Here is a 22,441-nt window from a genome sequence, read left to right as displayed (position 1 = left end):
CCAGCGTCGCACGGCTCACCGACATCGACTGGCGGGAATCGGACACGACAGTGACGGCCGGGAGGCACGGCTAGCGTTGGCCGCATGACATCCGCCGACGACCTGGTCGCGCCCGACGGGCTGCCCTGCCGGACCGACGTCGTGGTCGCGCTCCTGCTCGCGTCACCCCGGCACCGGTACGAGGGGCGTCCGGCCGACGGCGCGCTGCCGGCCGATCCGTCGACGCCCGAGCTGCGGGACCGCGTCGAGCTGCGGACGGGGCTCGGCATCGTCGGCGACCGCTACTTCGCCGCGCGGGCCCACGTGCACGCGAGCGTCACGGTGGTGGGGCTCGAGGGCCTGGAGGACGTGGCGCGTTCCCTCGGCGCCGTCGTCGACCCGGTGGCGACCCGGCGGAACGTGTTCCTCCGCGGTGCCGACGTCGAGGCGCTCCGCGGGCAGCCGTTCGCGCTCGACTCCGGCCAGGGGGTCGTACGGTTCCGGGGGTACCGGGCGGCGAACCCGTGCGCGTGGATGGACCACGAGGTGGCGCCGGGGGCGTTCCGGGCGATGCGGGGACGGGCGGGGGTCCGGTGCGACCCGGAGTCCGACGGGGTGCTCTCCGTCGGACCCGCGACGCTGTGGACCGCCGCGCCCGTCCCGCTGGGGGTCGCGCCCCTGCCGTGAGGCGACGGGGGCGGACCCCAGCCGGCCTACGCCGTGAGGGCGTGCTCGATGGCGTCGACGAACGCCGGCAGGTCGTCCGGGTTGCGGGACGTGATGAGGCCACCGTCGACCTGGACCTCCTGGTCGACCCACTCGCCGCCGGCGTTCCGGACGTCGGTCTGCAGCGACGGGAACGACGTGATCGTCTTCCCCGAGACGACGCCGGCTTCGATGAGGGTCCACGGGCCGTGGCAGATCGCCGCGACGGGCTTGCCGGCTTGGGCGAACGCCTGCACCAGCGCGACCGCGTCGGCGTCCTGGCGGATGGTGTCCGCGTTGATCGTGCCACCCGGGACGACCAGTGCGTCGTAGTCGTCGGCTCCGCTGACACTGCCGATGGAGGTGTCGGAGGACACCGACTTCCCCGGGTCCTTGTCGCCGACGAGGGTCTCGATCGAGCCGGACTCCTGCGCCGCCACGGTCACGTCCGCGCCGCGTTCCCGGAGCTGCTCGGTGGGGACGACGATCTCGTCCTGCTCCACGCCGTAGTTCGTCGCGATGACGAGGATCTTCTTGCCGTCGAGGGCTGCCATGGTCACTCCTTCCGCGGCCCGGTGGTTCCGGCCGCCGGGCTCCACGGTCGTCGGGCGGCGCTGGGCGTGCTCGCAGTCGGCAGGTCCCGCCCAGCTCCGCTCAGCCGCGGATGCGGAAACCGGATCCCTCGGGCTCGACGGTCAGTCCGTCGTACCCCGCGATGCGCGGCAGGCCGGCGGTGACGTCGGCCTCGAGGGTGCCCACGACGACCGTCGTCGCCCCGGAGGCGAGCGCGGCCTCGACCCCGGCGGGGGCGTCCTCGAACGCGAGGCACTCCTCGGCCGGCACCCCCAGCAGCTCGGCGCCGCGGAGGTAGCCCTCAGGGTGCGGCTTGCTGCGCTCGGCGTCCTCCGACGGCACGAGGGCGTCGGGGACGGGGACGTCGGCTGCGATCATGCGCTTGACCGCGAGCTCGCGCGGGGCGCTCGTCACGAGGGCGACCGGCACGCCGAGGTCCTGGAGGCGCCGGACGAACGCGCCGGCGCCGGGGACCTCGATGATCCCGTGGACGTAGTCGATCTCCGCGGCGATCATCGTGTCGACGATCACCTGCTGCTCGTCCCGGGGCAGGTCGGGCAGGTAGCGCTGGATCGTGTCGATCGTCTGGCGACCGTGCGAGAAGCCGAGGATCTCGACCGGGTCGAGCCCGTGCTCCTCACCGAACCGGGTCCACGCTGCCTCGACGACCGCGGTCGAGTCGACGAGCGTCCCGTCCATGTCGAACAGGACCCCGGACACCACGACGTCGATCACACCTCCGACCCTACCGGCGCAGCACCGGGACGCGGCAGGCCGCACGAGACTCGGCAGCCGCGCCCCGAGACTCGGCGTGGGCGACGTTTCCCGCGCTCCAGAGCGCAAGCGGCGTCGCCCACCACGGGACTCGGCCACACGCGGCGCGGCGTCAGGCGCGCACGTACCGCGTCAGGAGCACCCCGTCGGCGCCGAGGAGGACGTGCGCGGGACGCATGCGTCGCAGCCCTGCCGCGGCCGACGACCCGGACGGCGCCGTGGCGATCCGCGGCCCCTCCCCGCCCTCGAGCGTGGGGTCCACCGTCAGGGTCAGCTCGTCCACGAGGTCCGCCGCGATGAGCGCCCCGAAGAACGACGGCCCGCCCTCGCAGTGGATGCGTTCGAGTCCACGGTCGCCCAGCGCCCGCACGACGGCGGTGACGTCCACGGAGTCGTCCCCGCATGCCACGACGTCCGCGACCTCCGCGAGTGCCCGACCCCGCTCCGACGCCGCGCCGGACGCCGAGGTCAGCACGATCGGGCGCACCGGCGCCTCGGTGAACACCCGCGACGACGGGTCGAGGCCCGCCGAGCCCGTGACGATCGCGAACACCGGGTGGTCCGGCATCCCGTGCGCACGACGCCAGTCGACGTCGGCGTCGTGCAGGACCATCGGGCCGTACTCCTCGTCGCGGACGGTGCCGGCGGCGACGAGGACCACGTCGGCCGTGCGGCGGAGCAGGTCGAACACGCGCAGGTCGTCGTCGCCGCCGAGGTCGGCCGTGCGACCGGACGCCGAGGCGGACCCGTCGAGCGTCGTCACGAAGTTCACCCGGAGCCAGGGTCCGTCCGGCACGCCGGCCCGGTACAGCTCGAGGAGGTCGTCGTCGGCCAGGTCGGCGATCGAGGCGGGCAGTGCGTTCACGTGTTGTGCCTCGCTTCCACGGGTTCGCGCCAGCCGAGGACCGCCTCGACCATGCGCATCGCGTCGACGCTCTCGACGACGTCGTGCATCCGGACGATCCGCGCGCCGAGCATCGCACTGACGGTGGCGGCGGCCAGCGAGCCGGACAGCCGTTCTCCACGGGGACGCCCGAGGGACTCCCCCACGAAGTCCTTGTTCGACACCGCGGCGAGCACCGGGTAGCCGAGTGCGACGACCTCGGGCAGCCGGCGCGTCAGCTCGAGCGTGTGCACGGTGTTCTTGTTCAGGTCGTGTCCGGGGTCGACGATGATCCGCGACTCCGGGATGCCCGCCGCGAGCGCCCGGTCCACGCGCTCCCGGAGGAAGTCGACGACCTCGCGGCCGATGTCGTCGTAGTGCGGCGGCTCGGGCAGCTCCTGTCGGGGCGGGGCGGTCGAGTGCGTGATGACGATCGTCGCGTCGGAGTCGGCGACGACGGCGGCCATCCGCGGGTCCGACAACCCGGTCGTGTCGTTGACGACGCTGGCACCGGCAGCGATCGTGGCCTCGGCGACCTCGGGGCGGAAGGTGTCGACCGAGATCACGACGTCGGACTCCTGCGCGAGCTGGGCCACCACCGGCAGGACCCGGTCGAGCTCGTCGGCGGCGGAGAGCTCCGGCCCCGGCGCGAACTTCACGCCGCCGATGTCGACCCAGTCGGCGCCCTGCTCGGCGGCACGGACCGCGGCGGCCACGGCCTGGTCGAGCGCGAACGTCGCTCCCTGGTCGTGGAAGGAGTCGGGCGTGCGGTTCACGATCGCCATGACGGCGACGCGGTGGTCGAAGTCGAACGTGCGGCGGCCGATCGTGCGGACCGGGTCGCGCAGGTCGGGAACCACCCAACCGGGTCCGGTCGTGACGGCTCGGAGGCTCGGATCGCGCTGCTCGGTCGTCATGCGTCGGTCCCGTGGTCTGCTCCGGCTGCGGGTCCGCCGGCGGCGCCGACGCCCGCGCCGATGAGGGCGATCGCCTCGGCGCGGCCGGCCGACGTGGCGAGGGTCCCGGTGGCGGCGACCGTCACCGTGGTCGAGCCGGTCTGGCGTTCACCGCGCGTCGTCACGCACTGGTGCTGGGCGTCGAGGACGACGAGCACGCCGGTCGCGTCGAGGCCCTCGGCGATGGTGGCCGCGACCTGCTCACCGAGCCGCTCCTGGAGCTGCGGGCGCGAGGCCACGGCGTCGAGCACGCGCGAGAGCGTCCCGAGGCCGATGAGCTGGTCGCCGGGTGCGTAGGCGAGGTGCGCGACTCCGATGAAGGGCAGCAGGTGGTGTTCGCACATCGACCGGAACTTCACGTCGCGGACGATCACGAGCTGCCCGCGATCGCCGTCCTCGGCGTGCACGACGCCGTCCCGGGCGATCGCGACGGCGTCGGTCCCGATGCCGGAGAAGAACTCCGCGTAGGAGTCCGCGACGCGCCCCGGGGTGCGGGCGAGTTCGGGGCGGTCGGGGTCGTCGCCGACGGCGAGGAGGAGCTCGCGCACGGCGGCTTCGATCCGCGCGCGGTCCAGTCGTTCGTTCACGTCCTCATCCAACACCGTCGCTGGCCGCAGAACGCGAGCGGGCACCCGAGGTGACGTACCCCGCGGAGGCGAGCCGTGCCTCCCGGCCGACGCTCCCGGCGCGACGCGCCGCGCTCCCAGCGTTCTGTAAACTCGTCCGGTGAGCGCCCAGCAGACCGACACGCCGCCCCGGAACCGCTTCGCGTCCGGCCTCGACCGCTACTTCTCGATCACGAGCCGCGGGTCGACGATCCCCCGAGAGATCCGTGGTGGTCTCGTCTCCTTCGTGACGATGGCCTACATCGTCATCCTCAACCCGCTGATCCTCGGTGGGTTCAGCGCCGACCAGGCCGCGAAGGACGTCACCGGCGGCTGGCTCGAGAACGCCCAGGTCGCCGCGGCCACCGGTCTCGTCGCCGGCCTCATGACCATCGCGATGGGCGTCGTCGCGAACCTCCCGTTCGGCATCGCGGCGGGCCTCGGCATCAACTCGTTCCTCGCCGTGAGCGTCGTCAAGCAGGTCACGTGGGCCGAGGCGATGGGACTCGTCGTCATCAACGGCGTCATCATCGTGATCCTCGCGTTGACGGGCATCCGGACGATGATCTTCACGGCGGTGCCCGCCCAGCTCAAGGCCGCGATCACGGTCGGGATCGGCCTGTTCATCGCCTTCATCGGCCTCGTCGACTCCGGCTTCGTGCGGTCGTCCGGACTGGCCTCGCCCCCGCTGCAGCTCGGCGAGGACGGCTCGGTCGGGGCGCTCCCGACGATCGTGTTCCTCATCGGCCTCGTCATCATCGGCACGCTCATGGCCCGCCGCGTGAAGGGCGCCCTGCTCATCGGCATCGTGGCGACCACGATCATCGCGATCATCCTGCAGGCGATCTTCCAGGTGCCGACCTCGGTCGAGTCGAAGACCGGCTGGAACCTCAACGCCCCAGGCCTGCCCTCGGCGCTGTTCGCCGTGCCGGACCTGTCGCTCGTCGGGCACTTCGACTTCGGTGCCTTCAGCCGCATCGGCCCGCTCGCCGCGTCGATGCTCGTCTTCACCCTCGTCTTCACGAACTTCTTCGACGCGATGGGCACGATGACCGGTCTCGCGAAGGCCGCCGGGGTCGCACACCCCGACGGCACGTTCCCGCGGCTCAAGTCGGCGCTCGTCGTCGAGGGCGTCGGTGCGATCGCCGGTGGTGGCGCCTCGGTGTCGTCGAACACGGTGTTCATCGACTCGGCGGCCGGCATCGGCGAGGGCGCCCGCACGGGCATGGCCTCGGTCGTGACCGGCGTGCTGTTCCTGGCGTCGATGTTCCTCACGCCGCTGACGCAGGTCGTCCCGCTCGAGGTCGCCGCCGCCGGGCTCGTCGTCGTCGGCGCGCTCATGGTCGCGCAGGTGGCGGACATCTCGTGGACGGACTTCGGGTCGGCGCTGCCGGCGTTCCTCACGATCGTCGTCATGCCGCTGACCTACTCGATCGCGAACGGCATCGGCGCAGGCTTCATCAGCTGGGTGCTCATCAAGCTGCTGTCCGGCCGGGGCCGCGAGGTCTCGTGGCTCCTGTACGTCGTCGCGTTCGGCTTCCTGCTGTACTTCGCGCGCGGGCCGCTGGAGGCGCTGCTCGGCGTCGGCTGACGCGCGTCCGCGTCCGCGGGCGCGTTCGCGTCCACTGCGCGGTGCGTCTGGCTCCCGCACAACCGAAGTCACCCCGAACCACGGATCGCCGTGGTTCGGGGTGATTTCGGTTGTGCAGCGCTGGTCGCTCGGCGGGCGCCGCTCGGCGGTCGGCGGTCGGGCGGTCGGGCGCTCCGGCCTGGAGGCGCGGTGTCAGTCCGGCAGGTCGGACGGCTGGGCCTCGTGGTGGCGTCGACCTTGCGTGCGCCGGTCCTCCTTCATGCCCGCCTCGAAGAGGTGGCGCTTCCCGTCGACCAGCTCGTCGCGAGCAGCCTTCTCGAGTTCCTTGGCGAGTGCGTAGTAGCCGTCGTCGTAGTCCTCCATGATCTGGAAGGTCCACCGGCCCGCGATGACGTTGCGTCCGAGGAGCTCGGTGTCGATGCGGTCGGCGAGGTCGGTGTGCCCGGCCTTCCGGAGCTGCTCGACGGCGTCGCCGAGGTCGAGGTCGGCCTTGCCCGTGAGGCGGTGGAAGCCGTACAGCAGACCCCGCGCGTGCTCGATGACCTCGAGCGCCGCGGACAGCGTGCCGAGCGCCTCGACGGTCGCCTCGGACACCCCCTCCGGGACCTGGTGCGCTGTGTCCGGTCCCTGGTCGTCGGATCCGTGGTCGTCGTGTCGCTCGTCCGTCATGCGTCTCGTCTACCGGAGCGCCGCTGCGGCTGCTCCGAGGTCGGCGTCCCCCGGCCCGGAGCCGTCCGTCCGCACGCCGCACCGGGCCGTTGCCGAGCGGCCGGTCGTGGCCTACCATTCGAACACACGTTCGAACATCAGGAGGTCATCGTGGTGATCATCGACACGGCAGCGACGGTCTGGTGGACCGCCGGCGTGCCCGATCGGCTGGTGTGGTCGGGCCGTCGCTGGCGGGTCACGGACACACCGACACGGCTCACCGTCACGCGGGCGGAGCTTCCGACGGCGATCACGCACGCTCCCGAGCGGACCGTCGGGTGGCGCTTCCAGGCGACCGCGGAGGACGGCGAGACCCTCGTCGTCGACATCGTGCCCGAGGGCGGCGGCTGGGGTGTGGCCCGGACGTGGACGTGACCGCGACGGCGCGCTACGGTCCGGACATGACCAGGTGGATCGCGCTGCTCCGTGGCGTCAACGTGAACGGCATCACCATCCGGAGCGCGGACCTCGCCGAGACGTTCCGCGGGCTCGGCCACGAGGACGTCCGGACGGTGCTCGCCTCCGGCAACGTGGTCTTCACCGCGACCGGCGACGCGACCGCGATCAAGGCCGGTGTCGAGCACGCACTCCGGGACCGCTTCGGGTACGACGCCTGGATCGTGCTGCTCCGGCACGACGACCTGGCGGGCATCGTCGACGGGTTCCCCTTCCGCTCCGCGCCCGACCGGCACGACTACGTCGTCTTCGCGTCGGAGACTGCGGCCCTCGACGACCTGCTGGCCGACCGCACGCCCGACGATCCGGTGGAACGGGTCGCCCGGGGCGACGGCGTCGTGTACTGGTCGTGCCCGAAGGGGTCGAGCACGGACACGGCCTTCGCGAGGCGTGCGGCAGCGGCGCGGTTCAAGCGCACGACGACGACGCGGAACACGAACACGCTCCGGAAGCTCCTGTGACCCGCGTGTCCGACGGCGCCCGCCGTGGTGCGCTGCACCACGTCGAGCTGCGTGTCGCAGACCTCGATCGAGCCGTGCCGACGTGGGGGTGGCTGCTCGGCGAGCTCGGGTACGAGCCGTACCAGCGGTGGGACCGCGGACGGAGCTGGATCGCGGGCGGCACGTACGTCGTCCTCGAGGCGGCACCGCTCGACGGCACCCACGACCGGCGCCGACCCGGCCTGAGCCACCTGGCGTTCCACGCCGGCACCCCGGCCGACGTCGACCGCCTCTGGTACGCGGCCCCGGCGCACGGGTGGACGCACCTCTACGCCGACCGGCACCCGTACGCCGGTGGACCGGACCACCACGCGGCGTTCCTCGAGGACGCCGAGCGGGCGAAGGTGGAACTGGTGGCGACCACCCGCTGACGCGCGCCCGCACGGCGGACGCGCCCCGGGCCTGCAGGCCGAGCGCCGGTGCTACGCGGTCGTCTCGTCCACCTCGAACTGCCGCTCGAGCGAGATCGTCGGGATCGATGCCGTGATGACCGATCCGTCCGCACGCAGCGTGCCCTGGATGTCGCTCGTCGTCGGCGCCCGCCCGGTCATCCGCGGCCCCTGGTGCGGCAACGGCACGACCGTGGGCTCCGCGGCGGAGAGGTCCCACTGCTGGTTGTGCACCCACACCGTGAGGCCCTCGCCCTGCTCGACGGTGAACGTCAGGGTGTCCTGCTCGAGGTCGACCTTCACGCGGGAGCCCCGCACGTTGAGCCGGTAGGTGATGCGCTCCCACGTCCGCGGCAGCCGGGGGTTGAACGTCATGCGCCCGCCGTGGTCCCGCATGCCGCCGAACCCGTTGACGAGCGCTCCCCAGATGCCGCCCGTCGACGCGATGTGCACACCGTCCGCCGTGTTGCCGTGGAGGTCAGCCAGGTCGACGTACAGGGCGGTCTGGAAGTACTGCTCGGCGAGCTCGCAGTAGCCGACCTCGGCCGCCATGATCGACTGCACCACGGCGGACAGGGTCGAGTCGCCCGTGGTCAGCGCGTCGTAGTAGTCGAAGTCACGACGCTTCTCGGCAGCGGTGAACTCGTGGCCCTGCAGGAACAGCGCGAGCACGACGTCCGCCTGCTTGAGCACCTGGAACCGGTAGATCACCAGCGGGTGGTAGTGCAGCAGCAGCGGCCGCTTCGACTCCGGCGTGTTCTCGAGGTCCCAGAGCTCCTTGTCGAGGAACTGGGCGTCCTGCGGGTGGATGCCGCGGTGCGGGTCGAAGGGGATCTCCATCGACTCGGCGGCGTGCTCCCAGCCCTGGACCTCGTCCTCCTGGAGCCCGGTGCGCCGGACCATGCGGCCGTACTCCTCCGGGTCGTCGACGGCGAGCTCGCGGCAGGCCTGCACGGCGGACCAGAGGTTCGCCCGGGCCATGACGTTCGTGTAGAGGTTGTCGTCGACCACGGTCGTGTACTCGTCCGGCCCGGTGACGCCGTCGATGTGGAACTTCTTGTCGCCGTTGGACCGCCAGAACCCGAGGTCCTCCCACAGCCGAGCGGTCTCGACGAGGATGTCGATCGCGCCGCGCTTGAGGAACTCCTTGTCACCGGAGGCCCGCACGTACTGCATGAGGGCGTGGGCGATGTCCGCGTCGATGTGGTACTGCGCGGTGCCGGCGGCGTAGTAGGCCGAGGACTCCTCGCCGTTGATCGTCCGCCACGGGAAGAGCGCCCCGTGCTGGTTCAGCTCGCGCGCCCGGGAGCGGGCGGCGTCGAGCATGTTGTAGCGGAAGCGGAGGGCGTTCCGCGCGACGATCGGCGCCGTGTACGACAGGAACGGCAGGACGTAGATCTCCATGTCCCAGAAGTAGTGACCGCCGTACCCGGACCCGGTGACGCCCTTCGCAGCGATGCCGTGCCCGTCCGTGCGGGCCGTCGCCTGCGCGAGCATGAAGAGGTTCCAACGAACGGCCTGCTGCACGTCGGGCTTGCCGGGGATCTCGACGTCACTCCGGGCCCAGTAGTCGTTCATCCAGGCGCGCTGCGTGGCGAACACGTCGTCGACGGTCTCGGCGTGGGCACGGTCGAGCGTGCGGTCGCAGCGGTCGGCGAGTTCGCGCGCGGGGACGCCGCGGGACGTGTGGTAGACGATGCTCTTCACGAGGCGGATCGGGACACCGGCCCGCGCCTGCACCCGGTACACGTGCTTCGCGAGGTCGTCCTCGATCGACGACGACTCGTCCCACGAGTTGTCGGTCTCGAGGTGGTGCTCCACGCCCACGCAGATCGTCATGCCCGAGCTGGCGGCCTGGTAGCCGAGGAGCGACCGCGCACCCGTGCTGCGCTTGAGCTTCGGCTCGAGGACACGCTCGGTGAACGCTTCGGCCTTGCGCGGGTCGAAGGCGTTCGCGGCGGCGCGCATGCCCGCGTGGTACTCGTCCTGGACGTCCTGCCGGTTGAGGATCTGGCTGGAGAGGAGGATCGAGGCGTCGGCGTCGAGGACGGTGACCTCGTAGTCGATGACGGCGAGGTGCCGGTCGGTGAACGACACGAGGCGGCGCGAACGGATGAGGACCCGCTTGCCCGACGGTGTCGACCACTCGGTCTCGCGGAACAGGTAGCCGCCACGGAACTCGAGGCGGCGCGTGTGCCGGAGGATGTCGGCCTCGGCCAGGACGAGCGGCTCGTCGTCGACGTAGAGCCGGATCACCTTGGCGTCGGGCGCGTTGATGATCGTCTGCCCGGTCTTCGCGAAGCCGAAGGCGTCCTCGGCGTGCCGGATGGGCCAGGTCTCGTGGAACCCGTTGACGTACGTGCCGTACTGGACGCCGCCACGGCCCTCGTCGAGGTTGCCGCGGAGGCCCAGGTAGCCGTTGCCGACCGCGAAGTTCGTCTCTGCCACGCCCTGCTCGTCCGGCGTGTACTCGGTCTCGACGAGCGCCCACTCGTCGATCGGGTAGCGGACGCGGTCGAGCGGGTCCGAGGTGATGGGGTTCATGCTGCTCCGTGGGGGAGGGAGGTGCGGGGGCGGGTCGTGGCGGCCCGGGAACGGCCGCCGTCCGTCAGTTCGCGGGGGTGGGGACGGGGCGGAGGTCGTCGACGAGGTCGGCGAGGTCCTGCACGACGACGTCGGCACCGTGAGCGCGCAGTGCGTCCGCGCCGGCTCCGCGGTCGACGCCGATGACGAGTCCGAAGCCGCCGTTGCGGCCGGCCTCGACCCCGCTCGTGGCGTCCTCGACGACCACGCACTCGGCCGCGGTGAGACCGAAGCGGCTCGCGGCGTCGAGGTAGGTGTCCGGCGCGGGCTTGCCCTCGAGCGCGTCCTGCCGGGCGACGAGGCCGTCGACGATCACCGGGAAGCGTTCGAGGATGCCGGCCGTGCGGAGCACCGACACCGCGTTCGCCGAGCTCGACACGACGGCGACCGAGTAGCCGGCGTCGATCGCGGCGACGAGGAACCGGTGCGAGCCCGGGTACGGCTCGACCCCGTGCTCGTCCAGCTCGGCCGTGAACTCGGCGTTCTTCCGGTTGCCGAGGCCGCAGACGGTGTCGGCCGACGGGTCGTCGTCGGGGGTGCCCTCCGGCAGGTCGATGCCGCGCGACGCGAGCAGCGACCGGACCCCGTCGTAGCGGGGCTTGCCGTCGATGTGGTCGAAGTAGTCCTGCTCGGTGTACGGCGCGACGCCGTGCGCGGCGAGGTACGGCGTGAACAGGCGGCTCCACGCGCGCATGTGCACCTCGGCGGTCGGCGTGAGGACGCCGTCGAGGTCGAACAGCAGCGCGCGCTGATCCGCGAGGCGGGCAGGGGTGGGCCGGTCCGGTGCGGTCATGCGCCCACTCTAGGACCGCTCCCGCCGGTGCACTCAGGCGCGACGCCGATGTGTGGAGAGAGTTCACCGAGAGCGGAGTGTGCAGGACTCCGCGCGATGCGGACGGACCGGTGAGGCCGCTCGGGAGCACTCGGACACCCTGACGGGGACGGAAGGCACCACCATGACCAGCGACACCGCCGAACGCTCCGCTCCGGGACAGCCGGAGTCGAAGCTCCACCAGGCGATCACCGGTCCGCTCCTCTACCTGTTCATCCTCGGCGACGTCCTCGGCGCCGGCATCTACGCCCTGATGGGGACGCTGTCGGAGGACGTCGGTGGGGCGCTCTGGGCACCGCTCGTCCTCGCCCTGCTGCTGGCCCTGCTCACCGCGGGCTCCTACGCCGAGCTCGTCACGAAGTACCCGAAGGCCGGCGGCGCAGCGGTGTTCGCCGAGCGGGCGTACAAGGTGCCCCTCGTGTCGTTCCTCGTCGGGTTCAGCATGCTCGCCGCCGGGGTCACGAGCGCCGCCGGGCTGTCCCTCGCGTTCGCGGGCGACTACCTCGGCACGTTCGTCGACCTGCCGCCCGTGCCCACCGCGATCGTCTTCCTCGCGCTCATCGCCTGCCTCAACGCCCGCGGCATCTCGGACTCACTGAAGAGCAACGTCGTCATGACGATCATCGAGGTGTCGGGTCTCGTCATCGTGATCGTCGTCGTGGCCGTGATGCTCGGCGCCGGAGGCGGCGACGTGAGCCGCGTCGGGGCGTTCCCGGCGGACGCGAACCCGGCGCTCGCGACCCTGAGCGCCGCCATCGTCGCCTACTACTCCTTCGTCGGCTTCGAGACGAGCGCCAACGTCGCCGAGGAGGTCCGCGAACCCCGCCGTGTCTACCCGAAGGCCCTGTTCGGCGCCCTCGCGACCGCCGGCGTCGTCTACGTGCTCGTCGGCCTCGCCAGCGCGATCGCGCTGCCCGCCTCCGAGTTGGAGGGTTCGTCCGGTCCGCTCCTCGCCGTGGTCTCGGCCTCGGGCGTCCCGATCCCGGACTGGGTGTTCAGCCTGATCGCCCTCGTCGCGGTGGCGAACGGCGCCCTGCTCACGATGATCATGGCGAGCCGCGTCACGTACGGCATGGCCGAGCAGCGACTCCTGCCCGCCGTGCTGGCGAAGGTCCTCGCGAACCGGAAGACCCCGTGGACCGCCATCGTCGCGACCACCGTCGTGGCGATGCTCCTCACCCTCGTCGGTGACGTCGGCACCCTCGCCGAGACCGTCGTGCTCCTGCTCCTGTTCGTCTTCATCAGCACGAACGTCGCCGTCCTCGTCCTCCGCCGCGACCGCGTGGAGCACGACCACTTCCGGGTGTGGACGTTCGTCCCGGTGCTCGGCGTCGCGTCGTGCGTCCTGCTGCTCACGCAGCAGAGCGGGCAGGTGTGGCTGTACGCCGCACTGCTGCTCGCCGTCGGCGTCGTGCTGTACTTCATCGCACGGGCAACGCGACGGCGCCCGTCGCACACCCGGGAGACCGACGTCACCCGTTGACGGAGCCCGCCGCCACCGCGGCGAGGACCGCGTCGATCTCGTCGACGACGTCCGCGACGCCCTGGTCCGGACCGCCCACCCGCTGGACGCGGGTACGGGTGGCGAGGAATGCCTCCAGTCCGACGTGCACGTCCACCATCCGGTCGCCGCCGAGGTCACCGTGCACGCTCGGTCCCTCCGCGGCCCGCGTCGCGAAGCGACGGTCCGCCTCCGCCGCGTCGGCGCGCAACGCGAGCTCCACGAACACCGCTCCCGAGTCGGTGGCGAGCGCGGCGAGGTCGTCGACGAAGTCGGCCCGGCGGGCGTACTGGGGAACGATCACGTCGCGGCCGGACCGCAGGTGTGCCCCGATCGCCGCCGTGGCCATCACCCGCGCGGCCTCCCCGGCAGGACGCAGTGCCGTCCGCCACCCGCCGATCATGGCGCGCAGGACGTCGATGTCGAACGCCACCGGTAGGTCCGGAGCGTGCCGCTCGGCCCACGCGCGGGCGACCGTCGACTTGCCGCTCGCCGGGATGCCGTTGAGGAGGACGAGGAACGCCATGCGCCGATGCTGCCAGCCACCGGCTGCAGTCGCCAGGGCGAGTCATCGGCCGGGAGGCACGGCTCACCTCCTCGACGCGGCGTACGGTGACGACGTGTCTGCTCCCCGTCCGCTCCGCCTCCGCGCGGCCGCCGTCGCGGTCCGCGACGGCCGGGTGCTCGTCGTCCTCCGCGAGCGCGACGGACGGCGCTACGCCGTCCTGCCCGGCGGGGGCGTCGAGCAGGGCGAGACCCCGCAGCGGGCGTGTCTCCGCGAGCTCCGCGAGGAGACCGGACTCGACGGCGAGGTGGTCGCCCTCCTGCCGGTCGGCCTCGAGCGCGCTGCGCCCGCCGTGTACCTCCACGTCGAGGCCGGACCGGGTGTGCCCGCGCTGGCGACCGACGCGCCGGAGCGAGCCGGCGCTTCGCCGACGAACCGCTACCGGCCGGCGTGGGTGCCGATCGCGGACGTCGAAGCGGTCGGGCTGGTGCCGCCGCTCGCCGTCGACGCGGTGCGGATGGCCGTCAGCGCAGGTCGGTCCCCGGGGGCAGCGCCTGCACCCACCGTTCGACCGCCGCGCTGATCTCGCCGCGGGCCTCGGCCGGGGAGATCGTCGCCGTCCGGTCGCCGGGCTGGTCGCCGTACGCGCCGAACTCCGCGTGGTTCGAGCCCTGGACCTCGACCATCGTGGCGGTGGACGGCAGGAGGTGCCGGGCCGCGTCGACCTTCGCCGGGGTGGACAGCCCGTCGCGCGAGCCGGAGACGCTGAGGACCTGGATGTACGAGCGGCTGATGTCGTTCGCGCAGTAGCTCCCGAGGAGCAGCAGCCCGTCGGCGTCCTTCGCGAGCTGGCAGGCGCGGACACCGCCGAGGGAGTGTCCGCCGACGGCCCACGTCGTGACCTCCGGGGCGTGCGCCTCGAACGTCGAGAGCGGCCGGGTGTCGAAGAACGCGAGGTTGAGCGTCGGCTTCGTGATCACCACCGTCGTCCCGGTCGCGACCACCTGCCGGAACGTCGCCATGTACGCGTACGGGTCGACCTTCGCGCCGGGGATGAACACGATCCCCTTGCCGTCGGCCTGCCCGGTCGGCGTCATCACGATCGAGTCGCCGGCGTCACGGACGGCGACCCGGTCGTCACGCCAGACCTGCAGCGCGGCGCTCCGGGTCCCCTGCATGACGATGTTGGCGTACACGAGGAACACCACGGCGACCAGCACGACGGCTGCGACGATCCACGCGGTGATGCGCAGTGTTCGGTTCACGATCGTTCCTCCAGGTCGCGTCGCATGACGAGTTCGCGCCGGCCGTCCGGCAGCAGGTCCCCCGGCTCGTCCGTCACCGAGAACCCGGTGCGGGCGTAGGTCTCCTGCGCGTCGCGGTTGTCGGGCATCACGGAGAGCACGAGTTCGTGTGCGCCGCGCTCGGCCGCCCAGTCCGCGACGGCGTCGATCAGCAGACGGGCGACCCCGCGGCGACGGGCCACCGGGTCGACCCACATCGAGATGAGCTCGGCGCGGTGCGGGCCGTCGGCGTCCGGGACCCCGCTCGCCATCCCGATCGCTCGACCGTCGCCGCTGTCCGTGTCGACCGCCAGGAGGTCGATCGCTCCCGGGAGCGAGAGCCGGGTCCGCCAGCGGTGCTCCGGGGCGTCCCGCCAGTCGTCGAGCCGTGAGCCGAACGCGTCCGGGGCATCGGCGAGCGCCGCGAGTCGGACCGGGCGCCACGTTGCCCAGTCCTCGCCGGTCACCCGGCGCAGCTCGATCGTCACGAGGGGACGCTACAGCGGGCGGCTCCACGCGACCTCCCGGCCGAGCTGCCCTGTCCGACGGAAGAGGGCGACCTGGCTGGTGTCCGCGAGGACCGCCGCCAGGGTCTCGCGGTCCGCGGGGCGGAACCCGAGGCCCTGCCAGAACGGGCCGGACCGGCGGCTGAACAGCCACGCTCGATCGGCACCCGTCGAGACGGCCTGCTCCATCGCGAAGATCGCGAGCCGACCCCCGGCGCCGGAGCCGCGGCGCTGCGGACCGACGGCGACGCTGCGGAGGAGGGCGTGCCTCCCGTCCGACGAGGTCTCGAAGCCCGTGGAAGCGACGACCGAGCCGGCCACGTCCCGGACGACCCACAGGCGCACACCCGGTGTGCCGAGGCCTGCGACGGTGAGGTCGTTCGCCGTCAGGAACGCACGGACGTCCTCGACGTCCGCCGCCCCGACGGGCGCGATCGACGTGTCGGGTGGGGAGTCATCCCGCGGCACGCGACGACCCGTCGTCGTGGCGGGAGAGCGGGTACCGGCGGTCGAGCCGCGGCGCGAGGACGACGTCGACGACCACCCGTCCGACCAGTCGACCCAGGACCCAGTACGCCCCGACGGCGAGGAACACGAGGGGCGACCAGACGTGGAGCACCAGGAGCACGACGGTGACGATGCCGAATCCGATGCCGATCGCCGCGTACAGGGACCAGAAGCCCGCGACCGCCCGGTCCCGCGCGGCCTGGTCGGCGGCGGTCCGCTCGTCGAGGCCCCGCACGCCGGGATCGAGGTCCGCCCGCTCCTCCGACGCGAAGAGGTCCCGCACGGGGACGTCGAGCGCACGGGCGATCGCGCTGAGCGTCTCGAGGCTGGCGTCCTTGCCGGACTCGAGCCGCTGCACCGTCCGGACAGCGATCCCGCTCGTCTCGGCCAAGCGTTCCTGGGTCCAGCCTCGCTCGCGTCGGAGGGTTGCGATCCGCATCTCGTTCATGACCCCGAGCCTAGGAACCGCGCGGGTCCGGACACCACGACACGGACCCGACACCTGCCCGCCAGCGTGCCGACAGGGACCCGCCAGCCGGTCGGCAGCGCACGGCGACCGCCCGACGACTCACGCGTGGCCGGGGCTGAAGCGGTACCCCATGCCCGACTCGGTGACGAGGTAGCGCGGGTTCCCGGGGTCCGGCTCGAGCTTCCGCCGGAGCTGGGCCATGTACAGCCGGAGGTACCCGGAGTCGTTGCCGTGCGACGGTCCCCACACCTCGGTGAGGAGCATCTCGCGGGTCATCAGCCGGTCGGGGTTCGTCACGAGGACCTCGAGCAGCCGCCACTCCGTCGGGGTGAGGCGGATCGCGGGACCCGCGGGCGGGGTCACCTGCTTGGCGACGAGGTCGACGACGAGGTCGCCGATCGCCACGGTCGGTGCTCCCCCGGCGGACGCGGCGACCGCGGCCTGCCGACGGCCGAGCGCACGGAGCCGGGCGAGGAGCTCGTCCATCTGGAACGGCTTCGTCACGTAGTCGTCGGCGCCGGCGTCGAGTGCGTCGACCTTGTCGGACGAGTCGGTCCGGCCGGAGAGCACGAGCACCGGCACCTGCGTCCAGGCGCGGAGGCCCTCGAGCACGCCGATGCCGTCGAGGCGGGGCATGCCGAGGTCGAGCAGCACGAGGTCGGGGCGTTCGGTGATGACGGCGTCGAGCGCGGCGCGGCCGTCGCGGGCGGTGACGACGTCGTACCCGCGGGCGGCGAGGGTGACGGCGAGCGCGCGGACGAGCTGGGCGTCGTCGTCGGCGATGAGGACCTTGGTGCTCACAGGACCGACACCCCCACGTGTCCGGCGATCGGCAGCCGCACGACGACGGTGAGTCCGCCACCGGGGGTGTCGTCGACCTCGATGGTGCCGCCCATACCCTCGGTGAACCCGCGGGCGAGCGCGAGCCCGAGGCCGAGGCCGGTGTCGTTGTCGGTGTCGCCGAGCCGCTGGAACGGTTGGAACACCTCGCCGCGGCGGTCCTCGGGGATGCCGGGGCCGTGGTCGGCGACGCGGAGCTCGACCCCGCCGCCGAAGGCGCTCGCGGCGACGCGGACGCGGGTGCCCTCGGGGGCGTAGCGGCTGGCGTTGGCGAGCAGGTTCACGACGACGCGCTGGAGCAGCACGGGGTCGGCGAGGACGGGCGGCAGGTCGGCGGGGAGGTCGAGGTCGACGTCCTCCGGCCCGAGTTCGAGCTCGTCGAGGGCGGGCGCGACGACCGTCTCGAGCGCGGTGGGAACGGGCCGGGCGGCGAGCACCCCCGCCTGCACGCGGCTGACGTCGAGGAGGTCTGCCAACAGCACCGCGAGGTGTCCGAGGCTCTCGTCGGCGGTCGCGAGTAGTGCCTCCCGGTCGGCGTCGGACAGGGTGATGTCCGCGGCGCGGAGGGTCTGCACGGCCGCCGAGGCGGCCGCGATCGGCCGACGCACGTCGTGGCCGACAGCCGCGAGGATGGCGCTGCGCACGCGGTCCGCCGCGGCGATCCGCTCCGCGTCGACCGCCGTGCGGGTCAGTTCGCGGTGCTCGACCGCTGCGTCGAGCTGCTGCTCGACGACGCGCAGCAGCCGGCGCTGGGTCGGGTCGTCGGGTGCGCCCGCGAACTCCAGGACGGCGCCGGACGGGAGGCTCGTGGTGGCGTCCGGGACGTCGCCGAACTCCCCCGACGTGGCCGGGACCTCGTCGCCCTGCCGGATCCGGACACCCGCGAACCCGAAGGCCTCGCGGGTGCGGTCGAGCAGTGCCTGGAGGGCGTCGTCGCCGCGGAGGACGCTGCCGGCGATCCCGACGAGGAGTCCGGACTCGGCGGCGGCACGGCGGGCAGCGCGCGAGCGTCGTGCCGAGCGATCGACGACGAAGCTGACGAGCACGGCGCTGACGACGTACATCACGAGGGCCACGAGGTGCCACGGCTGCTGGACGGTGACCATGTAGAGGGGTTGCACGAAGAAGAAGTCGAGGCTCAGCCCGGACAGCACGGCGGCGAACACCGCTGGCCACATGCCGCCGACGAGCGCCACGACGAGCACGAGCAGCTGGTACGCGAGCACGTCGACCGTGATGGCGTCGGGATCGGTGCCGAGGGAGAGCAGCCACGTCAGGAGTGGCCCCGCCACGAGCGAGAGGACGAACGCGGCGACGATGCGGCCGCGCGACAGGCTGCCCCCGAGCTTCGGGAGCGCGAACCCGCCGCCGGCCCGCTCGTGCGTGACGACGTGCACGTCGATGTCGCCCGACTCGCGGACGACCGTGTTGCCGATGCCCGGACCGGTCAGTGCTGCGGCGAGGCGACTCCGCCGGCTGACCCCGATCACGATCTGGGTGGCGTCGATCGACTTCGCGAACCGCACGAGGGTCCCCGGGACGTCGTCTCCCACCACCTGGTGGTACGTCCCGCCGAGCTGCTCGAGCAGGGTCCGCTGCTTCCCGAGGGCGCCGGGGTGCCGGACGCGGAGACCGTCGTTCGTCGTGACGTGCACCGCGGCGAGCTCGCCGCCGGCGCTGCGTGCGGCGATGCGCGCCGCGCGCCGGAGCAGCGTCTCGCCCTCGGGCCCGCCGGTGAGGGCCACGAGGACCCGCTCCCGCGCCTCCCAGCGGTGGTCGATGCCGTGCTCGGCGCGGTAGGCGCGCAGGGCGTCGTCGACCTCGTCGGCGAGCCAGAGCAGGGCGATCTCACGGAGGGCGGTGAGGTTGCCGAGCCGGAAGTAGTTCGACAGTGCTGCGTCGATCCGGGCCGCCGGGTACACGAGGCCGTCGGAGAGCCGGTCGCGCAGGGCCGCCGGGGACAGGTCGACGACCTCGATCTGGTCGGCGGCGCGGACCACGGCGTCGGGGACGGTCTCGCGCTGCACGGTGCCGGTGATCTCGCGGACGACGTCGCCGAGGGACTGCATGTGCTGGACGTTCACGGTCGAGATGACACTGATCCCCGCGGCGAGCAGCGCCTCGACGTCCTGCCAGCGCTTCTCGTTCCGGCCGTCCGGGGCGTTCGTGTGGGCGAGCTCGTCGACGAGCGCGACGTCGGGACGCCGGGCGAGGACGGCGTCGAGGTCCATGTCGTCGAGGGTCACGCCGCGGTGCTCGACGATCCGCCGTGGGACGACCTCGAGGCCGTGCACCAGGGCGGCGGTGGCGGCGCGCTCGTGGGTCTCGACGACGGCGACGACCACGTCCCGGCCCTCGGCGGCCATCCGGTGCCCTTCCTCGAGCATCGTGTACGTCTTGCCGACGCCGGGCGCGGCGCCGAGCAGGACCCGCAGCTTGCCTCGCTTCACGTGCTCATCCTCTCGCGTCGGGGTCGTGGTGGTGGTGGTGGGGGTCGTGGTGCCGACGCGCCTCGCACGACCGAAGTCGGTCCGCACCACGGTTCGGCGCGGTTCGAGGTGACTTCGGTTGTGCGGACGCGACCGGCACCATCGTCAGGACGCCTTCGCGAGCGCCAGGTTCAGCTCGAGCACGTTCACGACCGGCTCGCCGAGGAACCCGAGCTGCCGCGACTCGGTGTGCTGCTCGACGAGCGCGCGGACCGTCGACTCCGGGAGCCCGCGGGCCTCCGCCACGCGCGAGACCTGCAGCATCGCGTACTCCGGGCTGATGTCCGGATCCAGCCCGGAGCCCGAGGCGGTGACCGCGTCCGCCGGGACCGATGACTCGGGAACCCCGTCGGCCTTCGCGATCGCGGCCTTGCGCTCCTCGATCGCCTTCAGCAGGTCCGGGTTGTTCGGGCCGAGGTTCGAGCCGCTGGACGCGTTCGCGTCGTAGCCCTGCTCGCCCGCGGCGCTCGGGCGGGACTGGAACCAGCGGGCGGAGCCGGACCCGTCGAACGACTGGCCGATGAGCGACGAGCCGACGACCTTCCCGGACGAGTCGGTGACCATCGAGCCGTTCGCCTGGTCGTGGAAGGCGGCCTGCCCGACGCCCCACACCGCGAGCGGGTAGGCGACCCCGAGGACGACGGTGCAGAGGAGGGTGAGGCGGACCGCCACCGAAGCGGAACGGAAGGTCGAACGTGCAGATGCCATGACTAGAACCCCGGGATGAGACCGACCACGAGGTCGATCAGCTTGATGCCGATGAAGGGGACGACCACGCCGCCGAGCCCGTAGACGAGCAGGTTGCGGCCGAGGATCGACGACGCCGAGGCGGCGCGGTACGTGACGCCGCGCAGCGACAGCGGGATGAGCGCCACGATGACGAGCGCGTTGAAGACGACGGCCGACAGGATCGCGGACGACGGGCTGTGCAGCCCCATGATGTTCAGTGCCGCGAGGCCCGGGAACGCCAGCTGGAACATGGCCGGGATGATCGCGAAGTACTTCGCGACGTCGTTGGCGATCGAGAACGTGGTGAGTGCGCCGCGGGTGATGAGCAGCTGCTTGCCGATCCGGACGACGTCGATGAGCTTGGTCGGGTCGGAGTCGAGGTCGACCATGTTGCCCGCCTCCTTCGCCGCCGTCGTGCCGGTGTTCATCGCGACGCCGACGTCCGCCTGGGCCAGGGCCGGGGCGTCGTTCGTGCCGTCGCCGGTCATCGCGACGAGGTTGCCGCCCTCCTGCTCCTTGCGGATCAGGGCGAGCTTGTCCTCCGGGGTGGCCTCGGCGAGGAAGTCGTCGACGCCGGCCTCGGCCGCGATGGCCTTCGCCGTACGGGGGTTGTCGCCCGTGATCATCACCGTGCGGATGCCCATCTCGCGGAGCTGCGCGAACCGGGCGGACATGCCGTCCTTCACGACGTCCTTGAGGTGCACGACACCGAGCAGGTCGACGGCACCACCGGGCGCGCGACGGGCGACGACGAGCGGGGTGCCGCCCTGGTCGGAGACCTCGGCAACGGTGGCGTCGATCGCGGCGGTGACGGCCAGGTCGGCTGCCCCGGCCCACGCGAGCACCGCGGCCGCGGCACCCTTCCGGACCTCGGTGCCGTCGGTGAGGTCGAGGCCCGACATGCGCGTCTGCGCGGTGAACGGCACCTCGACGGCGCCGGCGGGCAGCGCGGTGGCCACGCCGGCCGCCTCGGCGAGCGAGACGATCGAGCGCCCCTCGGGGGTGCTGTCGGCAGCGGAGGACAGTGCGGACGCCTCCATCAGGTCGGCCTCGCTGACGCCCGGCACCGGCACCACGCGGGAGGCCTGGCGGTTGCCGTACGTGATCGTCCCGGTCTTGTCGAGCAGCAGGGTCGTGATGTCCCCGGCGGCCTCGACCGCACGGCCGGACATCGCGAGCACGTTGTGCTGCACGAGACGGTCCATGCCGGCGATGCCGATCGCGGAGAGCAGCGCGCCGATGGTGGTCGGGATGAGGCAGACGAGCAGGGCGATGAGCACCGGGATGCTCACGGTCGCGCCGACGAGCCCGGCGATGGGCTGCATGGTGAGGCAGACGATCACGAACACGATCGACAGCGACGCGAGCAGGATGTTCAGCGCGATCTCGTTCGGCGTCTTCTGCCGGGCAGCACCCTCGACGAGCCGGATCATCCGGTCGATGAAGGTCTCACCCGGGGTCGAGGTGATGCGCACGACGATCCGGTCGGACAGCACCCGGGTCCCGCCGGTGACGGCACTGCGGTCGCCGCCGGACTCGCGGATCACCGGCGCCGACTCCCCCGTGACCGCGGACTCGTCGACGGAGGCGATGCCGTCGATGACGTCGCCGTCACCAGGGATGACCTCACCCGCGACGACCACGACGACGTCGCCCTTGGCGAGGTCGACGGACGCGACCTCCTCGGTCTGGTTGCCGGTGGCGGCCGGGTCGGCGGCGTCGTACCCGAGGACCCGGCGGGCGCTCGTGGTCGAGCGGGTCTTGCGGAGGGTGTCGGCCTGCGCCTTGCCGCGGCCTTCGGCCACGGACTCGGCGAGGTTCGCGAAGACCACCGTCAGCCACAGCCAGACCGCGATCGCGATCGTGAACGCGGACGGCTCGACGAACAGCGAGACGGTCGTGAGGGCTGCGCCCACCTCGACGATGAACATGACGGGGTTGCGCCACATGAGACGCGGGTCGAGCTTGCGCAGGGCGCCCGGGAGGCCCGCCACCAGTTGGCGGGGCCCGAACGCGGACGAGGTGGTCGGCCTGGAGGCGGTGGTCGCCTCCGGCACGGAGGTCGCGGTGGTCATGGC

General features: G+C 72.5%; 24 protein-coding genes. 7 read left to right on the top strand and 17 right to left on the bottom strand.

Annotation, left to right across the window (positions count from 1 at the left end; all coding sequences use genetic code 11):
* Window positions 1–84 precede the first annotated feature (84 nt).
* Window positions 85–666: a molybdenum cofactor biosysynthesis protein gene (locus tag QPJ90_RS05760; RefSeq protein WP_290133506.1), complete on the top strand. Its 582-nt coding sequence runs from the start codon at window positions 85–87 to the stop codon at window positions 664–666.
* A 26-nt stretch (window positions 667–692) separates the two neighbouring features.
* Here the strand turns inward: QPJ90_RS05760 and QPJ90_RS05755 are convergent, their stop codons facing one another.
* The 5 genes from QPJ90_RS05755 to folE all read right to left on the bottom strand — a co-directional run bounded on the left by QPJ90_RS05755 (window position 693) and on the right by folE (window position 4,457).
* Complete coding sequence (locus tag QPJ90_RS05755; RefSeq protein ID WP_290133505.1) at window positions 693–1,238, bottom strand: type 1 glutamine amidotransferase domain-containing protein; 546 nt, start codon at window positions 1,236–1,238, stop codon at window positions 693–695.
* Between the two features lie 100 nt (window positions 1,239–1,338).
* Window positions 1,339–1,992, bottom strand: coding sequence for an HAD-IA family hydrolase (locus QPJ90_RS05750; RefSeq protein WP_290133504.1), 654 nt, complete (start codon window positions 1,990–1,992; stop codon window positions 1,339–1,341).
* Window positions 1,993–2,143: 151 nt separating this feature from the next.
* Window positions 2,144–2,896, bottom strand: coding sequence for a pyrimidine reductase family protein (locus QPJ90_RS05745; RefSeq protein WP_290133503.1), 753 nt, complete (start codon window positions 2,894–2,896; stop codon window positions 2,144–2,146).
* Window positions 2,893–3,831, bottom strand: a complete 939-nt coding sequence (gene folP, locus QPJ90_RS05740) for a dihydropteroate synthase (protein WP_290133502.1) — start codon at window positions 3,829–3,831, stop codon at window positions 2,893–2,895. The genes QPJ90_RS05745 and folP overlap by 4 nt, the downstream gene beginning before the upstream one ends.
* Window positions 3,828–4,457 carry a GTP cyclohydrolase I gene (gene folE, locus QPJ90_RS05735; protein ID WP_290133501.1) on the bottom strand — a complete coding sequence of 210 codons (630 nt, stop codon included), beginning with the start codon at window positions 4,455–4,457 and terminating at the stop codon, window positions 3,828–3,830. Before folE ends, folP begins: the two co-directional genes overlap by 4 nt.
* 139 nt (window positions 4,458–4,596) lie before the next feature.
* Here folE and QPJ90_RS05730 point away from each other — a divergent pair, with 139 nt between their 5' ends.
* Complete coding sequence (locus QPJ90_RS05730; RefSeq protein WP_290133500.1) at window positions 4,597–6,066, top strand: NCS2 family permease; 1,470 nt, start codon at window positions 4,597–4,599, stop codon at window positions 6,064–6,066.
* Window positions 6,067–6,258: 192 nt separating this feature from the next.
* Here QPJ90_RS05730 and QPJ90_RS05725 read toward each other — a convergent pair whose 3' ends face one another.
* Window positions 6,259–6,735: a hypothetical protein gene (locus QPJ90_RS05725; protein ID WP_290133499.1), complete on the bottom strand. Its 477-nt coding sequence runs from the start codon at window positions 6,733–6,735 to the stop codon at window positions 6,259–6,261.
* Between the two features lie 150 nt (window positions 6,736–6,885).
* On the opposite strand from QPJ90_RS05725, the gene QPJ90_RS05720 reads away from it, so the two are divergent.
* From QPJ90_RS05720 to QPJ90_RS05710, 3 genes are read left to right on the top strand one after another with little or no spacing between them, the layout of a single operon-like run.
* The gene (locus QPJ90_RS05720; protein WP_290133498.1) at window positions 6,886–7,149 is read left to right on the top strand and encodes a hypothetical protein; all 264 of its coding nucleotides are present in this window, start codon (window positions 6,886–6,888) and stop codon (window positions 7,147–7,149) included.
* Window positions 7,150–7,175: 26 nt separating this feature from the next.
* The gene (locus tag QPJ90_RS05715) at window positions 7,176–7,691 is read left to right on the top strand and encodes a DUF1697 domain-containing protein (protein ID WP_290133497.1); all 516 of its coding nucleotides are present in this window, start codon (window positions 7,176–7,178) and stop codon (window positions 7,689–7,691) included.
* Between the two features lie 5 nt (window positions 7,692–7,696).
* Complete coding sequence (locus QPJ90_RS05710) at window positions 7,697–8,101, top strand: VOC family protein (protein WP_290134175.1); 405 nt, start codon at window positions 7,697–7,699, stop codon at window positions 8,099–8,101.
* Window positions 8,102–8,152: 51 nt separating this feature from the next.
* Here QPJ90_RS05710 and QPJ90_RS05705 read toward each other — a convergent pair whose 3' ends face one another.
* Entirely contained in the window at window positions 8,153–10,663 is a 2,511-nt protein-coding gene (locus QPJ90_RS05705) for a glycosyl hydrolase family 65 protein (protein ID WP_290133496.1), read from the bottom strand.
* Between the two features lie 64 nt (window positions 10,664–10,727).
* A complete protein-coding gene (locus QPJ90_RS05700) occupies window positions 10,728–11,495 on the bottom strand; it encodes an HAD-IA family hydrolase (protein ID WP_290133495.1) in 768 nt (255 codons plus the stop codon).
* Between the two features lie 163 nt (window positions 11,496–11,658).
* Here QPJ90_RS05700 and QPJ90_RS05695 point away from each other — a divergent pair, with 163 nt between their 5' ends.
* Window positions 11,659–13,017, top strand: a complete 1,359-nt coding sequence (locus tag QPJ90_RS05695) for an APC family permease (RefSeq protein WP_290133494.1) — start codon at window positions 11,659–11,661, stop codon at window positions 13,015–13,017.
* Here QPJ90_RS05695 and QPJ90_RS05690 read toward each other — a convergent pair.
* Window positions 13,007–13,561, bottom strand: a complete 555-nt coding sequence (locus QPJ90_RS05690; protein WP_290133493.1) for an AAA family ATPase — start codon at window positions 13,559–13,561, stop codon at window positions 13,007–13,009. The two genes, QPJ90_RS05695 and QPJ90_RS05690, sit on opposite strands and share 11 nt — an antisense overlap.
* 94 nt (window positions 13,562–13,655) lie before the next feature.
* On the opposite strand from QPJ90_RS05690, the gene QPJ90_RS05685 reads away from it, so the two are divergent.
* Window positions 13,656–14,123 (top strand): NUDIX domain-containing protein, encoded by a 468-nt coding sequence (locus tag QPJ90_RS05685; protein WP_290133492.1) that lies wholly within the window; start codon window positions 13,656–13,658, stop codon window positions 14,121–14,123.
* On the opposite strand, the gene QPJ90_RS05680 is transcribed toward QPJ90_RS05685, so the two are convergent.
* The 8 genes from QPJ90_RS05680 to kdpB all read right to left on the bottom strand — a co-directional run bounded on the left by QPJ90_RS05680 (window position 14,065) and on the right by kdpB (window position 22,438).
* The gene (locus QPJ90_RS05680) at window positions 14,065–14,805 is read right to left on the bottom strand and encodes an alpha/beta hydrolase (protein ID WP_290133491.1); all 741 of its coding nucleotides are present in this window, start codon (window positions 14,803–14,805) and stop codon (window positions 14,065–14,067) included. The two genes, QPJ90_RS05685 and QPJ90_RS05680, sit on opposite strands and share 59 nt — an antisense overlap.
* On the bottom strand, window positions 14,802–15,311 hold the full coding sequence (locus QPJ90_RS05675; RefSeq protein WP_290133490.1) for a GNAT family N-acetyltransferase: 510 nt from the start codon (window positions 15,309–15,311) through the stop codon (window positions 14,802–14,804). The genes QPJ90_RS05680 and QPJ90_RS05675 overlap by 4 nt, the downstream gene beginning before the upstream one ends.
* Before the next feature lie 9 nt (window positions 15,312–15,320).
* Window positions 15,321–15,797 (bottom strand): GNAT family N-acetyltransferase, encoded by a 477-nt coding sequence (locus QPJ90_RS05670; RefSeq protein WP_290133489.1) that lies wholly within the window; start codon window positions 15,795–15,797, stop codon window positions 15,321–15,323.
* Window positions 15,784–16,284, bottom strand: a complete 501-nt coding sequence (locus tag QPJ90_RS05665) for a helix-turn-helix transcriptional regulator (RefSeq protein WP_290133488.1) — start codon at window positions 16,282–16,284, stop codon at window positions 15,784–15,786. The genes QPJ90_RS05670 and QPJ90_RS05665 overlap by 14 nt, the downstream gene beginning before the upstream one ends.
* Window positions 16,285–16,404: 120 nt before the next feature.
* A complete protein-coding gene (locus QPJ90_RS05660; RefSeq protein WP_290133487.1) occupies window positions 16,405–17,106 on the bottom strand; it encodes a response regulator transcription factor in 702 nt (233 codons plus the stop codon).
* The gene (locus tag QPJ90_RS05655) at window positions 17,103–19,595 is read right to left on the bottom strand and encodes an ATP-binding protein (protein ID WP_290133486.1); all 2,493 of its coding nucleotides are present in this window, start codon (window positions 19,593–19,595) and stop codon (window positions 17,103–17,105) included. The genes QPJ90_RS05660 and QPJ90_RS05655 overlap by 4 nt, the downstream gene beginning before the upstream one ends.
* A 144-nt stretch (window positions 19,596–19,739) precedes the next feature.
* Window positions 19,740–20,342: a potassium-transporting ATPase subunit KdpC gene (gene kdpC, locus QPJ90_RS05650; RefSeq protein ID WP_290133485.1), complete on the bottom strand. Its 603-nt coding sequence runs from the start codon at window positions 20,340–20,342 to the stop codon at window positions 19,740–19,742.
* Window positions 20,343–20,344: 2 nt separating this feature from the next.
* Window positions 20,345–22,438 (bottom strand): potassium-transporting ATPase subunit KdpB, encoded by a 2,094-nt coding sequence (gene kdpB, locus QPJ90_RS05645; protein ID WP_290133484.1) that lies wholly within the window; start codon window positions 22,436–22,438, stop codon window positions 20,345–20,347.
* Window positions 22,439–22,441: the final 3 nt, after the last annotated feature.

This window comes from Curtobacterium sp. 458 (genome assembly GCF_030406605.1).
GTDB lineage: Bacteria > Actinomycetota > Actinomycetes > Actinomycetales > Microbacteriaceae > Curtobacterium.
The sequence above is the reverse complement of the archived record's forward strand: the minus strand, read 5'-3'. Positions and strand labels throughout refer to the sequence as shown.